15 protein-coding genes and 3 pseudogenes are annotated in these 18854 nt (G+C 65.7%); 13 read left to right on the top strand and 5 right to left on the bottom strand.

What is annotated here, in order from left to right; all coding sequences use genetic code 11:
• Positions 1-84: 84 nt before the first annotated feature.
• A complete protein-coding gene (locus tag APZ21_RS20060; RefSeq protein WP_162240368.1) occupies positions 85-1347 on the bottom strand; it encodes a replication-relaxation family protein in 1263 nt (420 codons plus the stop codon).
• Positions 1348-1883: 536 nt separating this feature from the next.
• On the opposite strand from APZ21_RS20060, the gene APZ21_RS20055 reads away from it, so the two are divergent.
• From APZ21_RS20055 to APZ21_RS20020, 9 genes and pseudogenes are all read left to right on the top strand, one after another.
• Positions 1884-2552 carry a hypothetical protein gene (locus tag APZ21_RS20055; RefSeq protein ID WP_043737879.1) on the top strand — a complete coding sequence of 223 codons (669 nt, stop codon included), beginning with the start codon at positions 1884-1886 and terminating at the stop codon, positions 2550-2552.
• Between the two features lie 104 nt (positions 2553-2656).
• On the top strand, positions 2657-3610 hold the full coding sequence (locus tag APZ21_RS20050) for a TRM11 family SAM-dependent methyltransferase (protein WP_082393303.1): 954 nt from the start codon (positions 2657-2659) through the stop codon (positions 3608-3610).
• Positions 3611-3739: 129 nt separating this feature from the next.
• Positions 3740-4216 carry a hypothetical protein gene (locus APZ21_RS34240; RefSeq protein WP_156371217.1) on the top strand — a complete coding sequence of 159 codons (477 nt, stop codon included), beginning with the start codon at positions 3740-3742 and terminating at the stop codon, positions 4214-4216.
• A 134-nt stretch (positions 4217-4350) separates the two neighbouring features.
• Positions 4351-4950: an NUDIX domain-containing protein gene (locus APZ21_RS33180; RefSeq protein WP_082393302.1), complete on the top strand. Its 600-nt coding sequence runs from the start codon at positions 4351-4353 to the stop codon at positions 4948-4950.
• A complete protein-coding gene (locus APZ21_RS20035; RefSeq protein ID WP_043737884.1) occupies positions 4922-5431 on the top strand; it encodes an AAA family ATPase in 510 nt (169 codons plus the stop codon). Before APZ21_RS33180 ends, APZ21_RS20035 begins: the two co-directional genes overlap by 29 nt.
• Positions 5432-5711: 280 nt before the next feature.
• Positions 5712-6146, top strand: a complete 435-nt coding sequence (locus APZ21_RS20030; RefSeq protein WP_068049986.1) for a GNAT family N-acetyltransferase — start codon at positions 5712-5714, stop codon at positions 6144-6146.
• Positions 6147-6210: 64 nt separating this feature from the next.
• Positions 6211-7317: a DUF4238 domain-containing protein gene (locus tag APZ21_RS33175; RefSeq protein ID WP_157227746.1), complete on the top strand. Its 1107-nt coding sequence runs from the start codon at positions 6211-6213 to the stop codon at positions 7315-7317.
• A 128-nt stretch (positions 7318-7445) separates the two neighbouring features.
• A complete protein-coding gene (locus tag APZ21_RS20025; protein ID WP_043737886.1) occupies positions 7446-8354 on the top strand; it encodes an IS5 family transposase in 909 nt (302 codons plus the stop codon).
• 223 nt (positions 8355-8577) lie between these two features.
• Positions 8578-11593, top strand: a pseudogene (locus tag APZ21_RS20020) (Tn3 family transposase).
• 19 nt (positions 11594-11612) lie between these two features.
• On the opposite strand, the gene APZ21_RS20015 reads toward APZ21_RS20020, so the two are convergent.
• A complete protein-coding gene (locus tag APZ21_RS20015; RefSeq protein WP_043737888.1) occupies positions 11613-12260 on the bottom strand; it encodes a TetR/AcrR family transcriptional regulator in 648 nt (215 codons plus the stop codon).
• A gap of 188 nt (positions 12261-12448) precedes the next feature.
• Here APZ21_RS20015 and APZ21_RS20010 point away from each other — a divergent pair, with 188 nt between their 5' ends.
• The 4 genes and pseudogenes from APZ21_RS20010 to APZ21_RS35725 all read left to right on the top strand — a co-directional run.
• Positions 12449-13972, top strand: a complete 1524-nt coding sequence (locus APZ21_RS20010; protein ID WP_210747209.1) for an MFS transporter — start codon at positions 12449-12451, stop codon at positions 13970-13972.
• The gene (locus APZ21_RS20005) at positions 13969-14412 is read left to right on the top strand and encodes a universal stress protein (RefSeq protein ID WP_043737890.1); all 444 of its coding nucleotides are present in this window, start codon (positions 13969-13971) and stop codon (positions 14410-14412) included. Before APZ21_RS20010 ends, APZ21_RS20005 begins: the two co-directional genes overlap by 4 nt.
• Before the next feature lie 21 nt (positions 14413-14433).
• A complete protein-coding gene (locus tag APZ21_RS20000; protein ID WP_051047383.1) occupies positions 14434-14961 on the top strand; it encodes a PaaI family thioesterase in 528 nt (175 codons plus the stop codon).
• Positions 14962-15099: 138 nt separating this feature from the next.
• A pseudogene (locus APZ21_RS35725) lies at positions 15100-15225 on the top strand (recombinase family protein); the annotation flags it as partial.
• A gap of 94 nt (positions 15226-15319) precedes the next feature.
• Here the strand turns inward: APZ21_RS35725 and APZ21_RS19995 are convergent.
• The 3 genes and pseudogenes from APZ21_RS19995 to APZ21_RS35715 all read right to left on the bottom strand — a co-directional run bounded on the left by APZ21_RS19995 (position 15320) and on the right by APZ21_RS35715 (position 18729).
• Complete coding sequence (locus APZ21_RS19995) at positions 15320-17542, bottom strand: tyrosine-type recombinase/integrase (protein ID WP_051047384.1); 2223 nt, start codon at positions 17540-17542, stop codon at positions 15320-15322.
• A pseudogene (locus tag APZ21_RS35720) lies at positions 17539-17880 on the bottom strand (tyrosine-type recombinase/integrase); the annotation flags it as partial. The pseudogene APZ21_RS35720 and the gene APZ21_RS19995, both read right to left, overlap by 4 nt.
• 54 nt (positions 17881-17934) lie before the next feature.
• Positions 17935-18729, bottom strand: a complete 795-nt coding sequence (locus tag APZ21_RS35715) for a site-specific integrase (protein ID WP_232110913.1) — start codon at positions 18727-18729, stop codon at positions 17935-17937.
• Positions 18730-18854: the final 125 nt, after the last annotated feature.

Raw genomic sequence — 18854 nt, 5'->3', positions numbered from 1 at the left:
CGATCGGGGCAAGGGCCCGCCGGATGGTGCCGGGCTGGGCCGTCCGGTGTGACGAGGTCGCAGAACGAACTTCAGGGAAACCGATCATGCGCATCGGCGATTCACCTCCACCTGGGTTGCCGGTTGTGCGGGGGCAGCCGATGTCCGCCCGCACTGGCTACTCCGCGTTTGCGAGCCACATTTGGACCTGGGAGTGTCCGGAAAATCGCCAGATCGGCCAGCGCGGGTAGTCGGCTGCGAGGTGGTGAAGGCGGTCTCCGCCGCGGGAGTACCTGTTGAACCCGACCGCCGCGGTGCGTGCTCGCCAGTGATCTCGCCGTGCCGTGTGGTGTTGTGCAGGCCGACAGCGAGGATCGCCGAGCCGAGCGGGCTGAGGGCGTACTGCCACGGCGGCACACCACGACGCCCCACACCGGGGCGGGTACGACGGCAACGGGTGAGCACCCCGCGACGGGTCAGCGCCGTCAGCCTTTTCCGTGCGGTGTCGACGCTGGGGAACAACAGGTCGGCGACCTGGTCGGCACTCAGACCCTGCTCAGCATCGAGCAGCCGCAGCACTTCCAGGTCCCGCTCGGTGAGTCGCTGTCGCTGCGCGGCCACTTCTGAGCCCTGGTCGTCGGCCGAACAGGACAGGAGTTGCAGGGCGCGGTGCTCGACGGTGCTGGTGCGTGCCGGATCGGTGGCTGCCGTGCGCGCGACCAGCCAGTCGAGGAGATCGTGTTCGCCTCGCTGGCGGGTCTTGCGCAACGCCCAGTGCGACAACCCCGTCGAATCGCTTGCCAGAGAGGTCACCGACCGCCCCTCCAGCCGGGTGGCGGCGATCAACTCGGCGACCTCGGCGGTAATCACGTTCTCCGCGACCGCCTCGGCGAGAATCTGTTCGGGATGCCCCGCCGGGGCCCACATCACCTGCACCGGTTCGTCCGCTCTGGTGTCGATGTCGGCTCCAGTGCCGACATCCGCACCGGGCACGGGGGCAGCGGCCTCCCGCCGCACCCAAGCCCGGCCACCACGGAACAGCGCCCACCGCAGTCGGAACCACAGAAACGGGCGCTCGACATCTATGCGCGGCAATTCGGCGAAGAACTCGGCCAACAGATCGGCCTCGATGTCAGCGCGGTCCTCGCGCCGGCGAGGTCCGAACACGCTGGCCATCCCCGCCAACATCGGTGCCGCCATCCCGGCACACGCCAAGGCTGCATCCGAACCGTGGGTTCGAGACCGGCCGATCAGCCACACCCAGACCGCATCCACGGTCTCGATCGGCAGCGCCGGGTCCGACAGCACCTGCCGCAACTGGCCCCAGGTATCGACCTGCCTGCCGAGTCCCGATACCTGATTCCTCACGACAGGTAGCGGGTGATCGGCTATCCGGTCGAGCGCCGACCGCACGACCGCCAGCGGCGAAGCTTCCGCATGATCCGGCCTCTCCGCAGAAATACTGTAATTCGCATTCATTGCCATTCCCCTTGCTCGAAGCGTTGATAAATCCGACTCGGCAAGGACACAGAACGGCCGCCACCAAAAAGCCTCCGAATAACCTCCAAACGACCTCGAGATGACCTCCGGCCGATCACCGATCAGCCGGATTCGACCACACGGAACCGGTACGGGAGCTTGAGCGCGGTGCCGGGAAACTGCTATCTACCAGGGGTTGTGTACGTTTGGTGGCGTTCCGGTGGCGCTGTACACCGCGCGAGAAGCTTTCGGGTGGACCGTCGAAAAATTGGCGTCAGATGTGGCGCTCTACAACTGTGGATATCGAAGATCGATCAGTCGATTTGCATAGTTTTCGGGACGGTTCGATGTCCAAAAACGGCGAATTCGTGAGGAGTTGACCAGTGCACACATCCCATGCACTGGAATCGACAAGGACCGCGCCGATGACCGAACACACCCCAGTCCGCCGCCGTCGCCACACCGGCTCGTCCGGCTCGCGCCGCGCTCCGGCGGCCGAGGTTCCCTCAACCATCTGGGCCTCCGGAACCGACCCGATCGACCCCACCGACCAATGGCCGACGCCGATCGTCTCCCGCGCCGTCACCGAGTTCTCCCGCCCCGGAGACCAAGTGCTGCTGGCGCCCCCGGCCTCAACCGCCCCCGACACACCCTTCCCGACGCCGGACACTGCCGACGTGCTCGCCGTGATCGACAGCCTCGGCCGCGACAGCCTGATCGAACGCCCCGATGCTCACCAACATCGGCCACCGCACGAAGGAGCTGTTGCCCTCGTCCTGGCCAGCCTGCTCGCTCCCGAGGCCACATCACCTTCGGCAGTCGACGAGATCGTCGCGCTCGCCGCAACCCGGTTGAACCCCGGCGGCGTGCTTGTCGTGTTCACCCGCTGCACGCACACCCGCGACGGTGTCCTGCTCGATCCGACCGGCTGGACAGTAGCCGCCGGTCAGGCCGCCGACCTGCTGTTCCTTCAGCACATCGTCGCCGTCCCGATCGCGGGCGACACCGTCGCGGCACCCGGACTCGACAACACCGGGCACGCCCGCACGCACAGCATCGTGCATACCGATATCACCGTTCTTTTGCGCCCCTGATCGCCGCAGTGGCCCTGCCGTACTGGGCCCCGCCGTACGACGCTGGGCACACGATGGCGGCATGTAGCTCCTGACCACCGAATCTCGAATCGAGGCACCTTTCGATGACCGCAACCCACAAAACGGAGAACAACATCGCCGCGGTATCGGTATGGCCGACCGCGCAGGCCGCGCCCGCTACTCAACGCACCGGCCGCTACCACCCCGACAGCGTCAAACACCCCGCGAAAATGCTGCCCGCCATCGCCGCCCACGCCATCGAGGCATACACCCACCCCGGGGACCTGGTCCTGGACCCGATGTGCGGCATCGGCACCACCCTCGTCGAGGCCCTGCACCGAGGCCGCCGCGCCATCGGCGTCGAATACGAAACCCGATGGGCCGACCTCGCCCGCACCAACATCGACCTCGCCTACGGTGCCGGCATCGACCTCGACGCTGCCGTCTACCAAGGCGACGCCCGAAAACTTCCAACTCTGCTTCCTGCCGACCTGCGCGGCCAGGTCGACCTCGTCATCACCTCACCCCCATACGGCGACTCCACCCACGGTCACGTCCGAGTCAAGCCCGGCGAAGGCGTCCGCAAGTACGACCACCGCTACGGAGCCGTCCTCGACCGCGGCAACCTCGCCAACGTCGGCATCGGCCGGCTCCTGACCGGATTCACCAGAATCCTCACCGGCGTCGCCGACTACCTCAAACCCGGCGGACACGTCGTCATCACCGCTCGCCCCTGGCGACAGCACGCCGAACTCATCGACCTACCCACCCACATCACCACCTGCGGCACCCTTGCCGGACTCACCCCCGTCGAACGCTGCGTCGCACTCCTCGGCCGCCTCGCCGACGACGACATCATCGCCCGAAGCAGCTTCTTCCAGCGCGACTTCATCGTCAAGAACCGCCGCGGAGGGCTTCCCGTTCACCTGATCGCACACGAGGACGTCATTGTGCTCGAGCGCAGGGACGTGCCAGATTCGTTGCAGCTCAAGCAAACTCATCCAAACCGGAGTTTGGTGTCGACGGCTGCCTGGGTCGACCGCAAATGGGCGGCATGAACTACGAGAATAGCCACGCGGGAGAACCGGGTTCGCCGGAACCCGGTTCTCCCTGCCTCCGGAAGCAGGTCTCGCGAGGCCGTGGCCGTGCCGGAATGGACATCGCCGCCGCGTTCTAGGATCAAGCCAGTGGGGAACGTTGTAGAAACCGCTGAGCTGGCCTCGTCATTGACAAGATGGCTCTCCGAAGTCCGGGTCACCGGCCTGTCCGCGCGGGAAGCGACAGCGTTGATCACCCAACACACGGTCCGGTGGGGGCACGCCAACGGTTGGACGGTCGACCTCGAGCGAGAGGCATTGATCGCCAGGCGTACCGGACGGCGGATGTACCACGGCCATTTGGACGTCTTCTGCTGGCGCGACGACCATTTGCCGTGCATCGCCATCGAGATCGACCGCTCGAACAAGCGATGGTCGGTGGAGAAGCTGCTCGCCGAGGCCGACACCGGCAACATCGCACTCTGGGGGCGCTGGTACGGCACGACACGAATCGCCGTGCCGGACACCGTCGGCCTCGTCGACATCAGCGCTACGGCAGGGTTCGAACGCCCCAGAAAGGAAGCCCGCCGGAGGGAACGGCGAGCGCCCGGCGCACCCGGCGCATGACCACCCTGCCGCGTCAACCGGCCATCTGTCCAGGCTGGTGTACCGGCAGGCCCGGGTTGGTGAACCGGAGGCGGGGAGCACCGAAAGGGCAGGGCATTCCGAGGTGTCGCAGGGCGTGATTATGCTCGCGCGACATGGAGCCCGCCACCGCAGCCATCGCTGATCTTGTTGCCGCGATCACGCCTATCGACGAGGTTGAACAGCAACACATCGAGCAGACACTGGCCTGGCTCGCCCAAACCAATGACATCTTCCGCCGAGTTCCACCAGCGACTCCACCGCAGCACTTGGTCGCGTACGTGGTCTTGGTCGACCCCACCGAGCGCGGCATCTACCTCGGTAGACACCGCAAATCCGGTCTCGAACTCCCGATGGGCGGGCACCTGGCTCCCGGCGAAGACCCATGCACTACGGCGCGGCGGGAAGCACGCGAGGAACTCGGGTTCGACCCGAGATTCGATGTCGTTGGGGATAAGCCCCTGTTCCTGACAGTGACTCCCACCGTCGGCCCCACCGCTGGCCATGTTGATATCTCTCTGTGGCATGTCGCTCGGGGTGACCGGGCCCAGCACTACGACCTCGATCCCGCCGAGTTCGACGGGGGCCGCTGGTGGGACCTCGACCCCACGGCCTGCCGAGCACCGATCCCCACCTCCCACGCTTCATCCGCAAGCTCGACACCGTCCTCCAACCCGCTGCCGCTCGATGACTACGCTGGTCGTCATCCGCGGTAATTCCGCGTCGGGCAAATCGACCGTCGCCGCCGGCCTCCAACGTCGCTTCGAGCACGGCCACTGCGCGGTCATCGGTCAGGATGTAGTGCGACGGCAGATTGTCCGTGAGCGCGACGAGCCCGGCGGGTGGAATATCGAGCTGATCGAACATATCGCGACACTGTGCCTGGCCCGTGGGATGGTGACGATCGTGGAAGGCATCCTCGACGCCGATCGCTACGGGGCGATGCTGCACCGTCTCGCCGACACCGCCGGCTGTGCACTCCACTACGGCTTCGACCTCACCTTCGACGAAACTCTCGCTCGCCATGCCGGCCGGCCGCAGGCCGCAACGATTCCTCCTGACCAGATGGCCGAGTGGTATCACGGTTGGCAACCCCTGTCCTACGTTGAGGAGGTCCGCATCGACTCCAGCTGGAGCCGCGACTCCATTATCGAGCGGATTCACACCGACATCCTCGCCACCGACCGACTCCGCTGACGGTCAAATGAGGCGCGGCAGGCAATATTGGATTGCCTGCTGGCGCAGTGAGTCCTGATCGTTCTGTACATGATCGTGCGCCGCCTGACCGCCGACGGCTGGCAGACAGCCCGAACAGTGCGCCTCGACGCACTCGCTGGTAGCCCCGCAGGCACCTTCTCCACCACCTACGAGCAGGCACTGGCTTGGAGCGTCGACCAGTGGAAGCGCTGGACCCGGACTCGGGCGATGTTCGTCGCTGAGGAGCACGACACAGTGCTCGGATCCGCCGCCGTGCGCGTTGCAGGAAACGGACGAAAAAGTTGTCCGCGCCGCGCATCTCGAATTGGCCGAGGGCGATAGCTTTCCGTTTGCATTGGGTCTTGAACCCGATATGAGCTGGGCGGACTATCTCCGCGCCCGGGAGGAACAGCGGCAGGGTGCCAATCTGCCGGATGGCATCGTGGCCTCCACATATCTGCTCGCAACTGTTGACGGCCAAGTAGTCGGTCGAACCTCGATCAGACACACCCTCAACGAGGGCCTACGTCGACGAGGCGGGCACATCGGGTATGCCGTGCTGCCCCAGTACAGGCGGCGTGGGTACGGTGGCGCCATTCTCCGCCGCAGTATCGTCGTTGCCCGGTCGATCGGTATCGACCGGATACTGCTCACCTGCGACGATTCGAATCTCGGATCGCGACGGATCTTCTCTGAACTGTCTGGGCTTCATTGACTGCCAGAGTTCGTCGCACTGCCGAATTGAGTCGCTCGCGGCTGCGCGACCTACAATGCAGACTGTGACTACCGTCAATCGTTGGCTAACCGACGTCGAGATCGAAAAATCCAAGGAAGAGACTCGTAAAAACGCCCAAACCACATTCCGACACCACTACGTGCCAAGAATGTATCTCAAGCGGTGGACTACCGACGGTAGCGGGGAAATTCAGGTCACAAACGTTGACACCAAAGAATCAAATTGCGTACCCATAGAATCGACAGCCGTCGAGGATAACTTCTATCAAATATCGGCACCCGACATCGATGCCGACGCAAATCCAGACATGTGGTTCGAGACCCACATGGGACGCATAGAGGGCCGGGCCGCGAACTGGCTTCGCGCGCTCGACGGTCAGCCCGATGGGAGGATCAAGGATAAAAACCTAATCTCCAACCTAGCCGTATACATCAGCCTACAAAGCCAGCGCACCCAGCGTGGGCGACAGACCGACGTGGGCATCGACGCAGCAGTGAACCGTTACGGAGCCAGCCATATTCTGAACATTACCGGCCTGCTTCCGATCTTATGTCGCGAGTACGGCATTGAGTACTCAGAAGCGAGACACCAGGCTATCGTGAATCAGATACTCGCCAAGCGGGCCGTCAGCAGCGAAACCAAGCCCAAGGCAATCGATGCAGCCATCGGCGCCTGGAAGAACGTTCTCGCCCCGCTGATTGAAAACGATCGAGACTACTGGCTGGCAAGCTCCACAGGCGATCTATTGACCTGCGATGAACCCGTACTCGGAATTCCAACGAAGCGAAACACTCGCCAGTTTCCGGTCTCGATAAGAAATTCTGAAATAATTGTATTTCCGATCAGTCCTAATCGACTCCTAATTCTGAGCCGGAAGAATGTGAAGATCAAGCCCCCGTTCGAACTATCTTCGACTGAGGCAAAGTTTCTAAATCGCGAATTCTGCTACAACTGCAATCGGCTGGTTTTCGAAAAAAGCGGAACCTCGATCGCATCGCAGATTCAGATCCCCAACTACCCAGAGAAGCAGGACTGGTCAAGTAGCATCACCTCCGCTCCGGAGTTCGCTCGCGCCGTTCTCCTGCCGACCCGATGGACCGACGCGCCCCATTCGCCGCAGTGGCCCTTATCTCGATGGACCACTGACTAGGCCGCGTTTCATAAGCCCGATGGTGTGGGGACGGAACCCGTTGTCCGGGTTGAGAAGTTGGTGATATGGCGAGGTCTCCGGTAGTTGGTTGAACGACCAAGCACAACCGGAAACCAACCGGAGACCTCGTGAACAGCGTAACGGCAACGTGCCGTGCGGATCTGACCGATGCTCAGTGGGCGAAACTGGAACCGCTACTACCTGCTGGTATGAAGCCGGGCCGGCCACCGCGGTGGTCGAAACGACAGTTGATCGACGGGATCCGGTGGCGGATCCGGACCGGCAGTCCGTGGCGTGATATTCCGAGCGTGTATGGGCCGTGGCAGACGGTGTATGGGTTGTTCCGCCGCTGGCAGCGTGACGGCACGTGGGAATCGGTGCTGACCGCACTGCAAGCCCACGCCGATGCGGGCGGTGAGATCGAGTGGACGGTGAGCGTGGACTCCACGATCGCCCGCGCGCACCAGCATGCGGCGGGTGCGCGCCGCGACTTCGCCGGCCAGGTCGAGGCGGCGGGTGGTTTCGACGACGAACCCGCTGACCACGGGCTGGGACGGTCGCGGGGCGGGTTCACCACGAAGCTGCACCTGGCCGCCGACCAGGGGCAGCGGCCGCTGGCGCTGGTGGTCACGCCTGGTCAGTGGGCTGATTGCCCACAGTTCACGACGGTGCTCGGCGATATACGGGTGCCGCGGCTCTCGGTCGGTGGTACCCGGTCGCGGCCGGATCGGGTCCTGGCCGACAAAGCCTATTCTTCGGCGGCCAACCGTGCTTACCTGCGGAAACGCGGGATCAAGGCAACCATCCCGATCAAGGCGGACCAGGCAGCGCATCGTGTGGCCAAGGGCAACGCCGGTGGCCGGCCGCCGGCGTTCGACCCTGGTCTCTACAAACTCCGGCACGCCGTGGAATGCACGATCAGCCGCCTCAAACAGCACCGCGCTGTCGCCACCCGCTACGACAAACTCGCTGTCCGTTACCTGGCCACGGTCCGCGTCGCCGCAATCAACCTGTGGTTATCCGGCCAAGGCTTATGAAACGCGGCCTAGGAGCACGATGCGGACACCCTGGCCACCGGAGTCGGCGGCGCTACCACCTATCGATCCCCTAAAGGGGTAGCCGTAGCATCCGCCGAAAATCAGGCGGATATGGCGTAGCCGCCTGGTAGGCATCGGGTTTCGGGTTCGGCATGCGCTGTCGGCTGGTTGGTGCTTGGCTGCCGGTGTTGGTGTTGGTCGGCGCTGGTGGAGGCTGGGGTTCGTGGCGACGCGGATGTTCGCGGACGAGGAGTTGGAACGTCTGCGGGGATTCCCGGAGATCAGCCGCGAGGAGCTGTTTCGATACTTCACGCTCACGTCGGCGGATCTGGCGTTCGTGGATCCGGGCCGCGGCAGGGGACCGGCCGAACGGCTGGGCTTGGCGATCGCGTTGTGTACGCTGCCGTGGCTGGGATTCGTGCCGGATCGGCTGGTCACGGCCCCACCGGGGGCGGTGGCCCGCCTCGCCGAGCAGCTGCGGGTCGACCCGGTGGTGATCGGTGCCTATGGCAGGCGAGCCAAGACCCGCACCGAGCATGTGCGCCTGGCCGCGCGGTACCTGGGATGGCGTGCGGCCGGTGCGCTGGAGTTCAAGGAGCTCGACGAGTTCCTGCTCGCGCGGGCGATGGAGCACGATTCCCCGACTCTGTTGTTCCGGCTGGCGTGTGAGTATCTGATCTCGGCGAAGGTGATCCGGCCGGGCCCTGTCACCGTGGTGGAGCGGGTCGCCCACGCCCGGCACCAGGCCCAGACCGAAACCTATGACCGGCTCGCTCACGAGTTCACTGCGGCGCGGTGTGCGGAGTTGGACGGCTTGCTGGTCACGGACGCGTCGCTGGGGATCTCGCGGTTGCGGTGGCTGTCGACCGGGCCGGTGGAGGCGTCGGCGGCTGCGGTCCGCGCCGAGGTCGACAAGCTGGGGTTTCTGCGGGGTTTGGGTGCTGATCGGCTGGATCTGTCGGTGCTGCCCGCCGAGCGGCGCCGGTTCTTGGCCACGATGGGCCGGCGTCTGAGTCCGCAAGCCCTGGAGCGTCGGGATCCGCAGCGCCGGTATCCGATCCTGCTCACGGTGCTGGCCCAGTCGGGCACCGATGTGCTCGATGAGGTCGTGGTGTTGTTCGATCAGGCGATCTCGGCGAAGTTCGGTGCCGCCGAACGGAAGATGCAGCAGCAGCTGGCCGAGCGCGGCAAGACCGGCGAGGACCGCCAGGCGCTGCTGGACGATCTCTTGGAAATCGTCACCGACCCGACGGTGGCTGATGAGGAGATCGGCGCGCTGATCCGCGGCGAGAAGATCGGGTGGGAGCGCCTGCGCGCGGCGATCGCCCAGGCCAAACCCAGGTTGCCGCGTGATCACGGGCATCTGGCAGCGCTGGATTCCTCCTACAACTACCTGCGCCAGTTCACCCCCGCAGTGCTTGAAGCGGTGCGCTTCGCCGGCGGCACCGCCGCTACCGAGCTGCTGATCGCGGTGAACATGCTGCGCGAGCTGAACGCGACCGGGCGGCGCAAGGTCTTCGACGACGCCCCGACCGGGTTCGTGCCGACGAAATGGCGCGGCTACCTCGACGAGGCCCGAAAGACCGGTAGCGCCACCGCGTACCGGCACTACTGGGAATTGTGCGTACTGCTCGGACTGCGCGACGGGCTGCGCAGCGGGGATGTGTTCGTGCCCGGCTCGCGCCGCTACGCCGACCCGGCCGCCTACCTGATCACCACTGGGCAGTGGGAACCGCAACGCGGCGAGTTCTGCCGCCTGGTCGGGCGATCCGCCGATCCGGGCGTCGCGCTGGCGGCCGTGGTCGCCGAACTGCACGATGCGGTCGGTGAGCTGGAGGCGGTGCTGGCCGGCGGGGACGGCCCGGTCAGGGTGGACGAGGGCGGGGATCTGGTGATCTCGCCGCTGAGCGCGGAAGATGTTCCCGCCGAGGCGATCGCGCTCAAGGCCGAGCTGACCGAGATGCTGCCGTTCGCGCCGATCGTTTCCTTGTTGATCGAGTTGGACAAGCGCACCGGCTACCTGGACTGCTTCACCCACGCCGGCGGCCAGGCCACCCGGACGCCGGAGCTCAAACGCAATCTGATCGCGGTACTGCTGGCGCACTCGACGAACCTGGGGTTGACCCGGATGGCGCAGGCGTGCGGGATCACCTACGACATCCTGGCCTGGACCGATGAGTGGTATGTGCGCGAGGAGACCCTGCGCGCGGCCAACCTCGTGTTGATCGGCTACCATCAGCGGCTGCCGCTGACCGCGGTGTTCGGTGCCGGAACGCTGTCGTCGAGCGATGGGCAGCGGTTCCCGACGCGTGGGAAATCAACCACGGCCAGGCCGTTGAGCCGGTATTTCGCCAGCGAGGGCCTGTCGACCTACACCCATGTCACCGATCAGCATGCCACCTACGGCACCAAGGTGATCGTGGCGACCAAACGTGAAGCCCATTACGTGCTCGATGAGATCCTGGGCAATGCAGCGGATCTGCCGATCACCGAGCACGCCACCGACACCCACGGGGTCACCCTGGTCAACTTCGGGTTGTTCGACCTGCTCGGGATGCAGCTCTCGCCGCGGATCCGGGATCTGGGCCGGATCACCCTGTACCGGCCGGGCCCGCGCGCGCAGGCCGAGGCCCGGTTCCCGCACGCGGGCCCGCTGATGACCCGCAAAGCGAATCTCGGGTTTGATCGCCGAGCACTGGGACGATCTGCTCAGGTTGGCCGGATCGTTGAAGTTCGGGCACGCCACCGCGTCGCTGCTGGTCGGCAAGCTCTCGGCGTCGGGGCGGCAGAACACTCTGGCCGCGGCGCTCAAGGAGTACGGGGCGCTGCGGCGCACCATCTACGCCGCGAGGTACCTCTCCGATCCGGACTATCGGCGCAAGATCTCGCGGCAGCTCAACAAGGGCGAGTCGCTGCACGCGCTGCGGCGCGACCTGCTCTATGCCCATAAGGGGATGATTCGGGCACGCCATCTCGAGGACCAGACCGAGCAAGCCTGGTGCCTGACCTTGGCGACCAACGCTGTGATCGCTTGGACCACGGAGTATTACGGGCTCGCTGTCGATCAGATGCGTCGGGCCGGGCAGCGTATCGATGACGAGGTCCTGGCCCACATCAGCCCGGCCCACAGTGCCAACATCAATTTCTTCGGCGCGATCGAGGTCGACATCGACGCCGAGCTGGCCCAGCTGGGCCCGACCGGGTACCGGCCGCTGCGGGTGCGTGACACCTTGTTCTGACTGCGCGGCCGATCTGTGGTTACGGCCTGCCGGTGCCGGTCGGGCTGGTTGATGCGGTGGCTGTTGAGTGAGCGGTGAGGAAGTTGTCGACGAGCCGGGCGCAGTCGTCGTGGTCGATGGTGCGTAGTCCGGTGAGGCGGGCGAACACGATCGGGCCGAGGAGTTCGATGATGGCGAAGGTGGTGTCGAGTTCGCCGAGTGTGGCGCGGGCGTCGGGGCTGGTGAGGATCTGGTCGAACGGTCGGCGGTATTGCTCGATGACGCGGGCGCGTAGTGAGGTGAGCGCGGCCGGGTCGGTGTGGTTGTCGTCGATGGATCCCATGGCCAGCCAGGCCAGGGTGGTCATCTGTACCGGGGCCTGTTCGATGAGGTCGGCTTGGGTGGTGAGCAGCGTGAGGAGCTGCTCGCGTACCGGGGTGGTGCCGGTGAGGGCGTCGACGTGGGGGAGCAGCCGTTCGAAGGTCGCCGCGAGCAGATGGGTGGTGCTGCCGAAGTGCCGGTAGAGGGTGGCGCGCGCGACTTTCGATACGCGGGTGACCGCTTCGACGGTGACCGCCTCGACACCGCCGGTGGACAGCAGATGGGTGGCCGCGTCGAGCAACCGGTTGCGTGAGCGTGCCAGCCGCGGATCGGCCTGCTCGTCGTCCGCGGGGTGCGGGTCGGTCATGGACGCGTGTTCCTCCGGATTCGTGCCGTGCGGCTGTGGGTGTGAGTGGACTCTATCCCACACCCCGACCCCTATGATACGAATGGTCTCGCACAGAGACTATCGGTCTCTAAAGTCGGGAGGTGCCGGTGGACACGCCTGGGACGGACACTGTCGAGATCGCCCGGTGGACCCGGGCCGAGTGGTGGATGCTGACGGTGTCGTGCCTGGCGGTGGCGCTGGTGGTCGCGGCGATGGCGGCGTTGTATTCGGCGTTGCCGCAGATCGCGGTCGCGACCGGGGCCACCCAAGCTCAGCTGACCTGGATCGTCGACGGCTACACACTGGTGCTGGCGTGTCTGGTGCTGCCCGCCGGCGCCGTCGGTGACCGTTACGGGCGACGTGTGGTGCTGGTGGCGGGATTGGTGGTGTTCGCCGCCGCCTCGGCGCTGCCGCTGCTGCTGGACGAGCCGGTGTGGCTGATCGCGACGCGCGCCCTGGCCGGGGCGGGCGCGGCGCTGGTGATGCCCTCGACGCTGTCGATCCTGACCGCGGGGTTCGCCCCTGTTCATCGCGGCCGGGCGGTCGGGATATGGGCCGGGGTCGCCGGATCCGGGGCGGTGCTGGGGATCCTCGGTGCCGGGGTGCTGCTCGAACGATGGTCGTGGCCCTCGGTGTTCGTCGGGTTGACCGTGGCCGGGACGGTGCTGGCGGTGCTGGCGTGCACCATCGCCGAATCCCGCCACCGTGAGCATCCGCCGGTGGACTGGGTCGGCGCGGGCACGGTGGCGGTCGCGGTCGCCGCGATCGTGTTCGCCGCGATCGAGGTCCCCGCACGCGGCTGGGCCGACCCGCTCGTCGCCGCCGCGGCCGGGATCGGTGTGGCCGCGGCGGTGGCGTTCGTGGTCGTCGAACTGCGCAGCGCGGCGCCGCTGCTGGACGTGCGGTTGTTCACCCGCCGCGGTTTCGGTGCCGGGTCGCTGTCGGTGACCATCCAGTTCCTGGTCACCTTCGGAGTGTTCCTGCTGCTGGTGCAGTACCTGCAGCTGATCTTCGGTTACGGGCCGCTGGCCTCGGCGCTGGCACTGGCACCGATGGTGGTGCCGCTGGTCGCGATCTCGGTGATCGCGCCGTGGCTGTCGAGCCTGGTCGGATTACGGGTGATGACCGTGACCGGCCTGCTCACCATCGCCGCCGGGCTGGTGCTGGTGAGCCGGTTGACCCTGGCCGCAAACTATCCCGACCTGCTGTGGCCGCTGCTGATCATGAGCGCGGGCCTGGGATTGTGCACCGCCCCGGCGACCTATGCCATCGTCGCCGACACCCCAGAGGCCAAACACGGGGTCGCCGCCGCGGTCAACGACGCCGCCCGCGAGATCGGCGCCGCGATCGGGATCGCCGTGGCCGGCAGCGTCCTCGCCGCCGGCTACACCCACCGCATCCAGCCCGCCTTGGCCCGGCTACCCGAGCCCGCCCGCGGCCCGGTCGCCGATTCCCTGGCCGCCGCCCTGCAAGTCGCCGACCAGGCAGGACCGGTAGCCGCGCCGCTGGCCGAGTTCGCCCAAGCCGCGTTCGTGCACGGCAGCGGCCAGGCCGCGCTCGCACTGGCCGCCCTCACCACCGCCACAGCGATCGTGCTGGCCGTCCTGGCCCCCGGCCGCACGCCACGCCCGCACATGAGAACCTCTCCCCCCTCCTCACACGCCTCTCCTCGTGAAAGACGCCCGTCATGACGGCCTACCACACGATCATCGTCGACACCGACGGATCCGACCGCTCCTACCGTGTGGTCGAGCACGCCGCAGAACTCGCCCACGCCACCCACGCCCGGCTACTGATCGTCTGCGCTCGCCACCGCATCGACGAACACACACCCAAGGCCCACCTCGACCGGCCCGGACCCGAGACCTCCCCGCTGCACGGCAGCACCCCCGCCGACACCGTCCTGCGCATCGCCCACCAGCACGCCCTCGCCCACGGCGCCACCGACGTCGACACCCACATCCTGGACGAACCCGCCCTACCCGCGCTGCTGCACCTGGCCGCGGCCACCGCCGCCGACCTCATCGTCACCGCCAACCCCCACCGGTCACCACTGCTGGCCCAGCTGCTGTCCACCCCACCGATCGAGCTCGCCCGCAAAACCCACTGCGACATCCTCATCACCGCCTAAACACACTCACAGAAAGCACCCATGACCGAGAACACACCCAGCACCCACACACCCGAGCCCCGCCAGGTCCCGGACTGGATCCCCGCCTTCCCCGTACACGCACCCGACTCCGCCGACCTGCCGCCCCACCACGACCACTGCCTCGGCTGCGGACCGGCCAACCCCCACGGCCACCAGCTACGCGCCCGACGCGACACACACGGCGTCTACGCCCACCACCGCTTCGACTCCCGCCACGTCGGCGCCCCAGCGATCGCCCACGGCGGCGCGGTCGCCACCGTCCTCGACGAACTGTTCGGACTCCTGCTCTACACCGTCGGGGAACCCGCCGTCACCCGCCACCTCGCCATCGACTACCTCGCCCCGATCCTGCTCGACACCCCCTACACCCTCCGCGCCCACATCCACTCCCGCGACGGCCGCAAACTCCACCTGAAAGCCACCATCGAAAACGACCACGCCCACGTGGTCACCACCGCCACCGCACTGTTCCTCATCGTCGACGTCAACCACTTCCTCACCCCACAACAAACCCCCACACACCGATAACACCCCCTGACCTGTTCCGTAACCCGATCGTCCACCGGAACACCACGCAGAACGAACATCGGCCCAGCACACCGGTGTTCCGTAGAGGTGTTCCGCAAACTGTGCCGGTCAACCCCCGCCATCTGGAACACTTTCGGCATGGGTGAGCCGTTCCGCATCGGATACTGCCGCTGCTCCACCGACGAACAAGACGTCGAGATCCAAACCGAACAACTACTGGCGCTCGGAGCGCCGCGCGAGCGGATCTTCATCGACAAAGGGTTCTCCGGGACCACCCGCAAGAACCGGGCCGGCCTGGACAACGCACTCGCCGCCGCCACCTCCGCCGCAGCGGCCATCGACGAGCGACAGGTAGTGCTCATGCTGGCAGGTAGTTCCGTATGCGCGCCCGCATTCGCCGAGCGCAACCTTGCGGCGCTCGAAATGGCCCAGGAATTCCTCCCACTCGGCATCGGTAGGGGTGCGGTATTCCTCGCTCGGCCGCGTTCCTCGGCGCCGCGTGATGAACGCGCGGTGGCCGTTGATTGCTTCTTGTGGGTAGACGGCCTTGTAACCCATGGTGGTGGATATGTCGTTGTGACCCAGCAGCATGCGCAATGTGCGGGGGCATCCCGTTCAGAATTGCGTCCGTGGCAAATATTCTGCGCAGGTCGTGGGGCACGAAGTAGAGCGGTTGGCCGCCGGCGTCTTTTATGTCCGTCGACTCGAGTATTTCCCTGATGCATTTGCGGATCGTCGACGCCGCTATGGCTCGCGTATGGCTGCCGTTGTTCCACTGGAACAGCAGCGGAGCCGGCGTGGCCCAGCATCGTTCGGAGAGGTCATAGAAGGGGACCAATGGAATGGCTCCGTCCTTCTGCCGAACTCGGGCGATGATCGCGGATATGACATCGGCCAGCTCCGGACTGACGACGAGGAGGCGTTCCTCGTCGGTCTTGGACGGCGCGACGTGCAGCAGCGGGATGATCTGCCCTGCTTGGGGGTGTCGATACTGGATGATGCTGTGATGGCTCGTTTCGAGCATCTCCTCGACCCTGACGCCGGTGTGCCGAAGAAACTCGACTGCTGCCCAACCCCAGAAGGCACGATGGTCCTCGGCACGAAGGTGGCGGCGGCGGCCGGTCGAGTCGAAGACGCCCGTAACCATACTGAGCCGCTGATTTTCGTTTCTGCGTGCGGAGACTCTGGTGAAGGTCTCGCCGAAGACGGTGAACGGCTTGCCGGGTTCAGAATTCAACGCTGCGTCCAGTCGGAGGCGGGCCTCCTCGGTGCGGCGTTCGGCGGTCCGCACCAGAACTGGCAGCAAGGGCAGGCGTTCGCGGGTCCGCTGGTCCATGCGCGCCTTTCGGCGCGAATTGACCTTCCTGGTCGAGTGCGCGGTTTCCGACGCGCGGATGGGGCACGGAACGGCCCATCGCGGCCATCGCGCAGAATCCTCGGTAGCCCATTGCGCGATGTCCAGGTAGAACGCCCGGACTGTGGTCAGGAGTTGGAGGTAGTTCACCCGTGGGACGGTGACCTCGACGGTGGTCCCGTCCGGCAGGCGCTTATTCTGGATCTTGACGCGGAGGCGTTCTTTCCACGCATGCGCCACTTTCGGGTCGAGGTCGAGCGAGTCGATGCCTGGATGGTGTGCTTCCAGATCCGTCCAGAAATTCATAACCAGCACCCGCGACAACGAGTCGAGTGTGGTGTAGTCCAGGGCGACTTGCCGTTCCGCCAGGTAGCTGACCAGCAGGTTGCGGACCTCGGGATCAGCGACGTGATACCGATCCACGAGTCGCTCGATGCTGGATCGTCCGCCATAGTTCATGATTGCGCGCAGGGTCACCGGCGCACCCTGCGGAAGGAATCCCGCAGCCTCGAGCAGGGTGTAGAACAGATAGCGCCCCTTTCCGGGCAAACCGATGGCTATCTCCTGCTTGCGTAACTCGACACAGTCTCCGACGGTGATGTCGCGAACGCCGCCGCCCTTGGTCAGCAGCAGGACACAGAGCTGCCATCGGATGACGGGGAGGCAGGTGCTCGACCGGATTTCGGGCGTCATCGCCGTCTTGAGTAGCCCGAAACCCGACGGATCGCGATACTCGGCGATCCTAGTCGTCCAGGTTCCGGTTCGGTTGATAGTAAGCAGGAATGTCGGGCTGGGACAGATGATCCTTGCAATGGACAGCAGCATCAGCGCGGTCAGCAGCTGGGACTTGTCGCCTACCCGGCCGTGTGCCCGGTGCCATTCCGCGGCGGCCGCAGTCCAGTGCGGCTCAGCGGTTTCGGCACCGCTGGCCTGCCATCGCTGCTGCCAGGTCTCGCCAGGGAAGATCTCCAGCCTGCCGAGCAGCCTCTTGACACACAGTCTGCGACGAAAGCGCATATCGTCCGACACCGGAGGAAGCCGTAACCCCTCGAGCCGTTCAATGGTTTTCTCGACGGTCAGGGCCTGACGCGAAGCGGAAAGCACTGGTCGAGCGGGAAATTGATCCAGGATGGTCTCGGCGAGCACTCCACGCGCTTCGCGCGTCAGTTCCTGCTTTCGGCTGGTCGAACCGACCTCAGCCGTCGCTGTGGTTGTCGATGATTTCACTGCGTCCTGCCGAATATGACGTCGAGAGAACGTGGGTCGTAACCCGACGCTGGCGGCTCCGGTGGGGCTGCCGCGCGCTCGTTCTGGCGCGCGTGGTGGGCGAGCGCAGCCGTGATCACCTCACCGTGGGTAGGGGTGGTGTAGAGCTGCGTGGTCGTCAGATCGGCGTGGTCAAGGATCCACTGGACGTCGGTGATGTCCATGTCCGGGTCATCGGCCATGCGGTAGGCCGCGGTGTGCCGAAGGGCGTGGAGCGGATAGTTGGAGCCGAGCGCTTCCTGGGCGCGGGTGAACATTGCTCGGGCCGCGTGATAGGACAGCGGCCGCCAAGGTCGGCGTAGCGTGAACCAGAGTGGATGGCGGTGACCGCGGGAAGCGCCCTTGCGCCAGAGTTATTCCTGGTAGAGCCGCAGCCAGACGAACGCATCAGGCGAAGCCGGCAACTGCTGAGCTTTGCGAGAACCCTTTCGTGTAACCGTGATCAGTTGCTGGCCGGGATCCTCATCGCCCTGGCAGGCGGACAGTAGTTCTTCGGCGCGGGCGCCGGTGGACACCCAGAGCGCCAGCAGGGCGCGGTCCCGGTTCGACTTCAGTGCCGCGAACACCGTGTTGAATTGCTCGTCGGGGATCTTCTTCGGGATCCGCTTGGGAACCTTCGGCCGATAGCGGCCGACCCGCTCCTTCCGATGCGGATCCATCGGGTTGTGGTGCGCGTGAGCCCGCCTTGAGCGTCGTGAGCGGTCCAGCGGGAATGGGTTGATCAATGGGCCTTTGCCGAGTTCCAGCTGGAAGTCGTAGAACGCCCGCCAGACGGTCTCGGCGTGCGCCCGCGACGCTGGCGAGTACTTCGGTCCCGGGCTCGGCCTGCCAGTGACGGCATTGACGACCTGGCTGGGGCGGCCGCGGGGCAAACCGGGCAACTGGCCGTCGGTCCGGTGCCGCCAATGAACTCTCATCGGCTTGTCCGCCAACAACCTCCATCGTCCGAAGTCGCGCCCCTCCATTGGCGTTACTTTGTCCCACGACATGCCGATCGCGGCGAGGAACCGCCACCAGCGAAGCAGATCGCTGCCATATGACCGGATCGTCGACGGCTGCTTGTCGGTGGCCTGTAGCTCGGCGAAGTACCTCGCCGCGGGTTCGATGACCGCGCCGTTCGCGTCGAGAAGCTGGTATGGCTCCCACACGTCACCGGTCCTTTGGAGCCGACCGACGTCCGGCACAACGAGTCTCGACAGATATCGCTCGCCGCCCTCTTCGCACATGGCGAGGAAAGCTAGCAGAAACCTAAGCTGACCTGCAAGGATTACGA

Origin of the sequence: Nocardia arizonensis (assembly GCF_001310275.1) — a bacterium.
In the GTDB taxonomy this organism is placed as follows: Bacteria; Actinomycetota; Actinomycetes; order Mycobacteriales; family Mycobacteriaceae; genus Nocardia; species Nocardia arizonensis.
The sequence above is the reverse complement of the archived record's forward strand: the minus strand, read 5'-3'. Positions and strand labels throughout refer to the sequence as shown.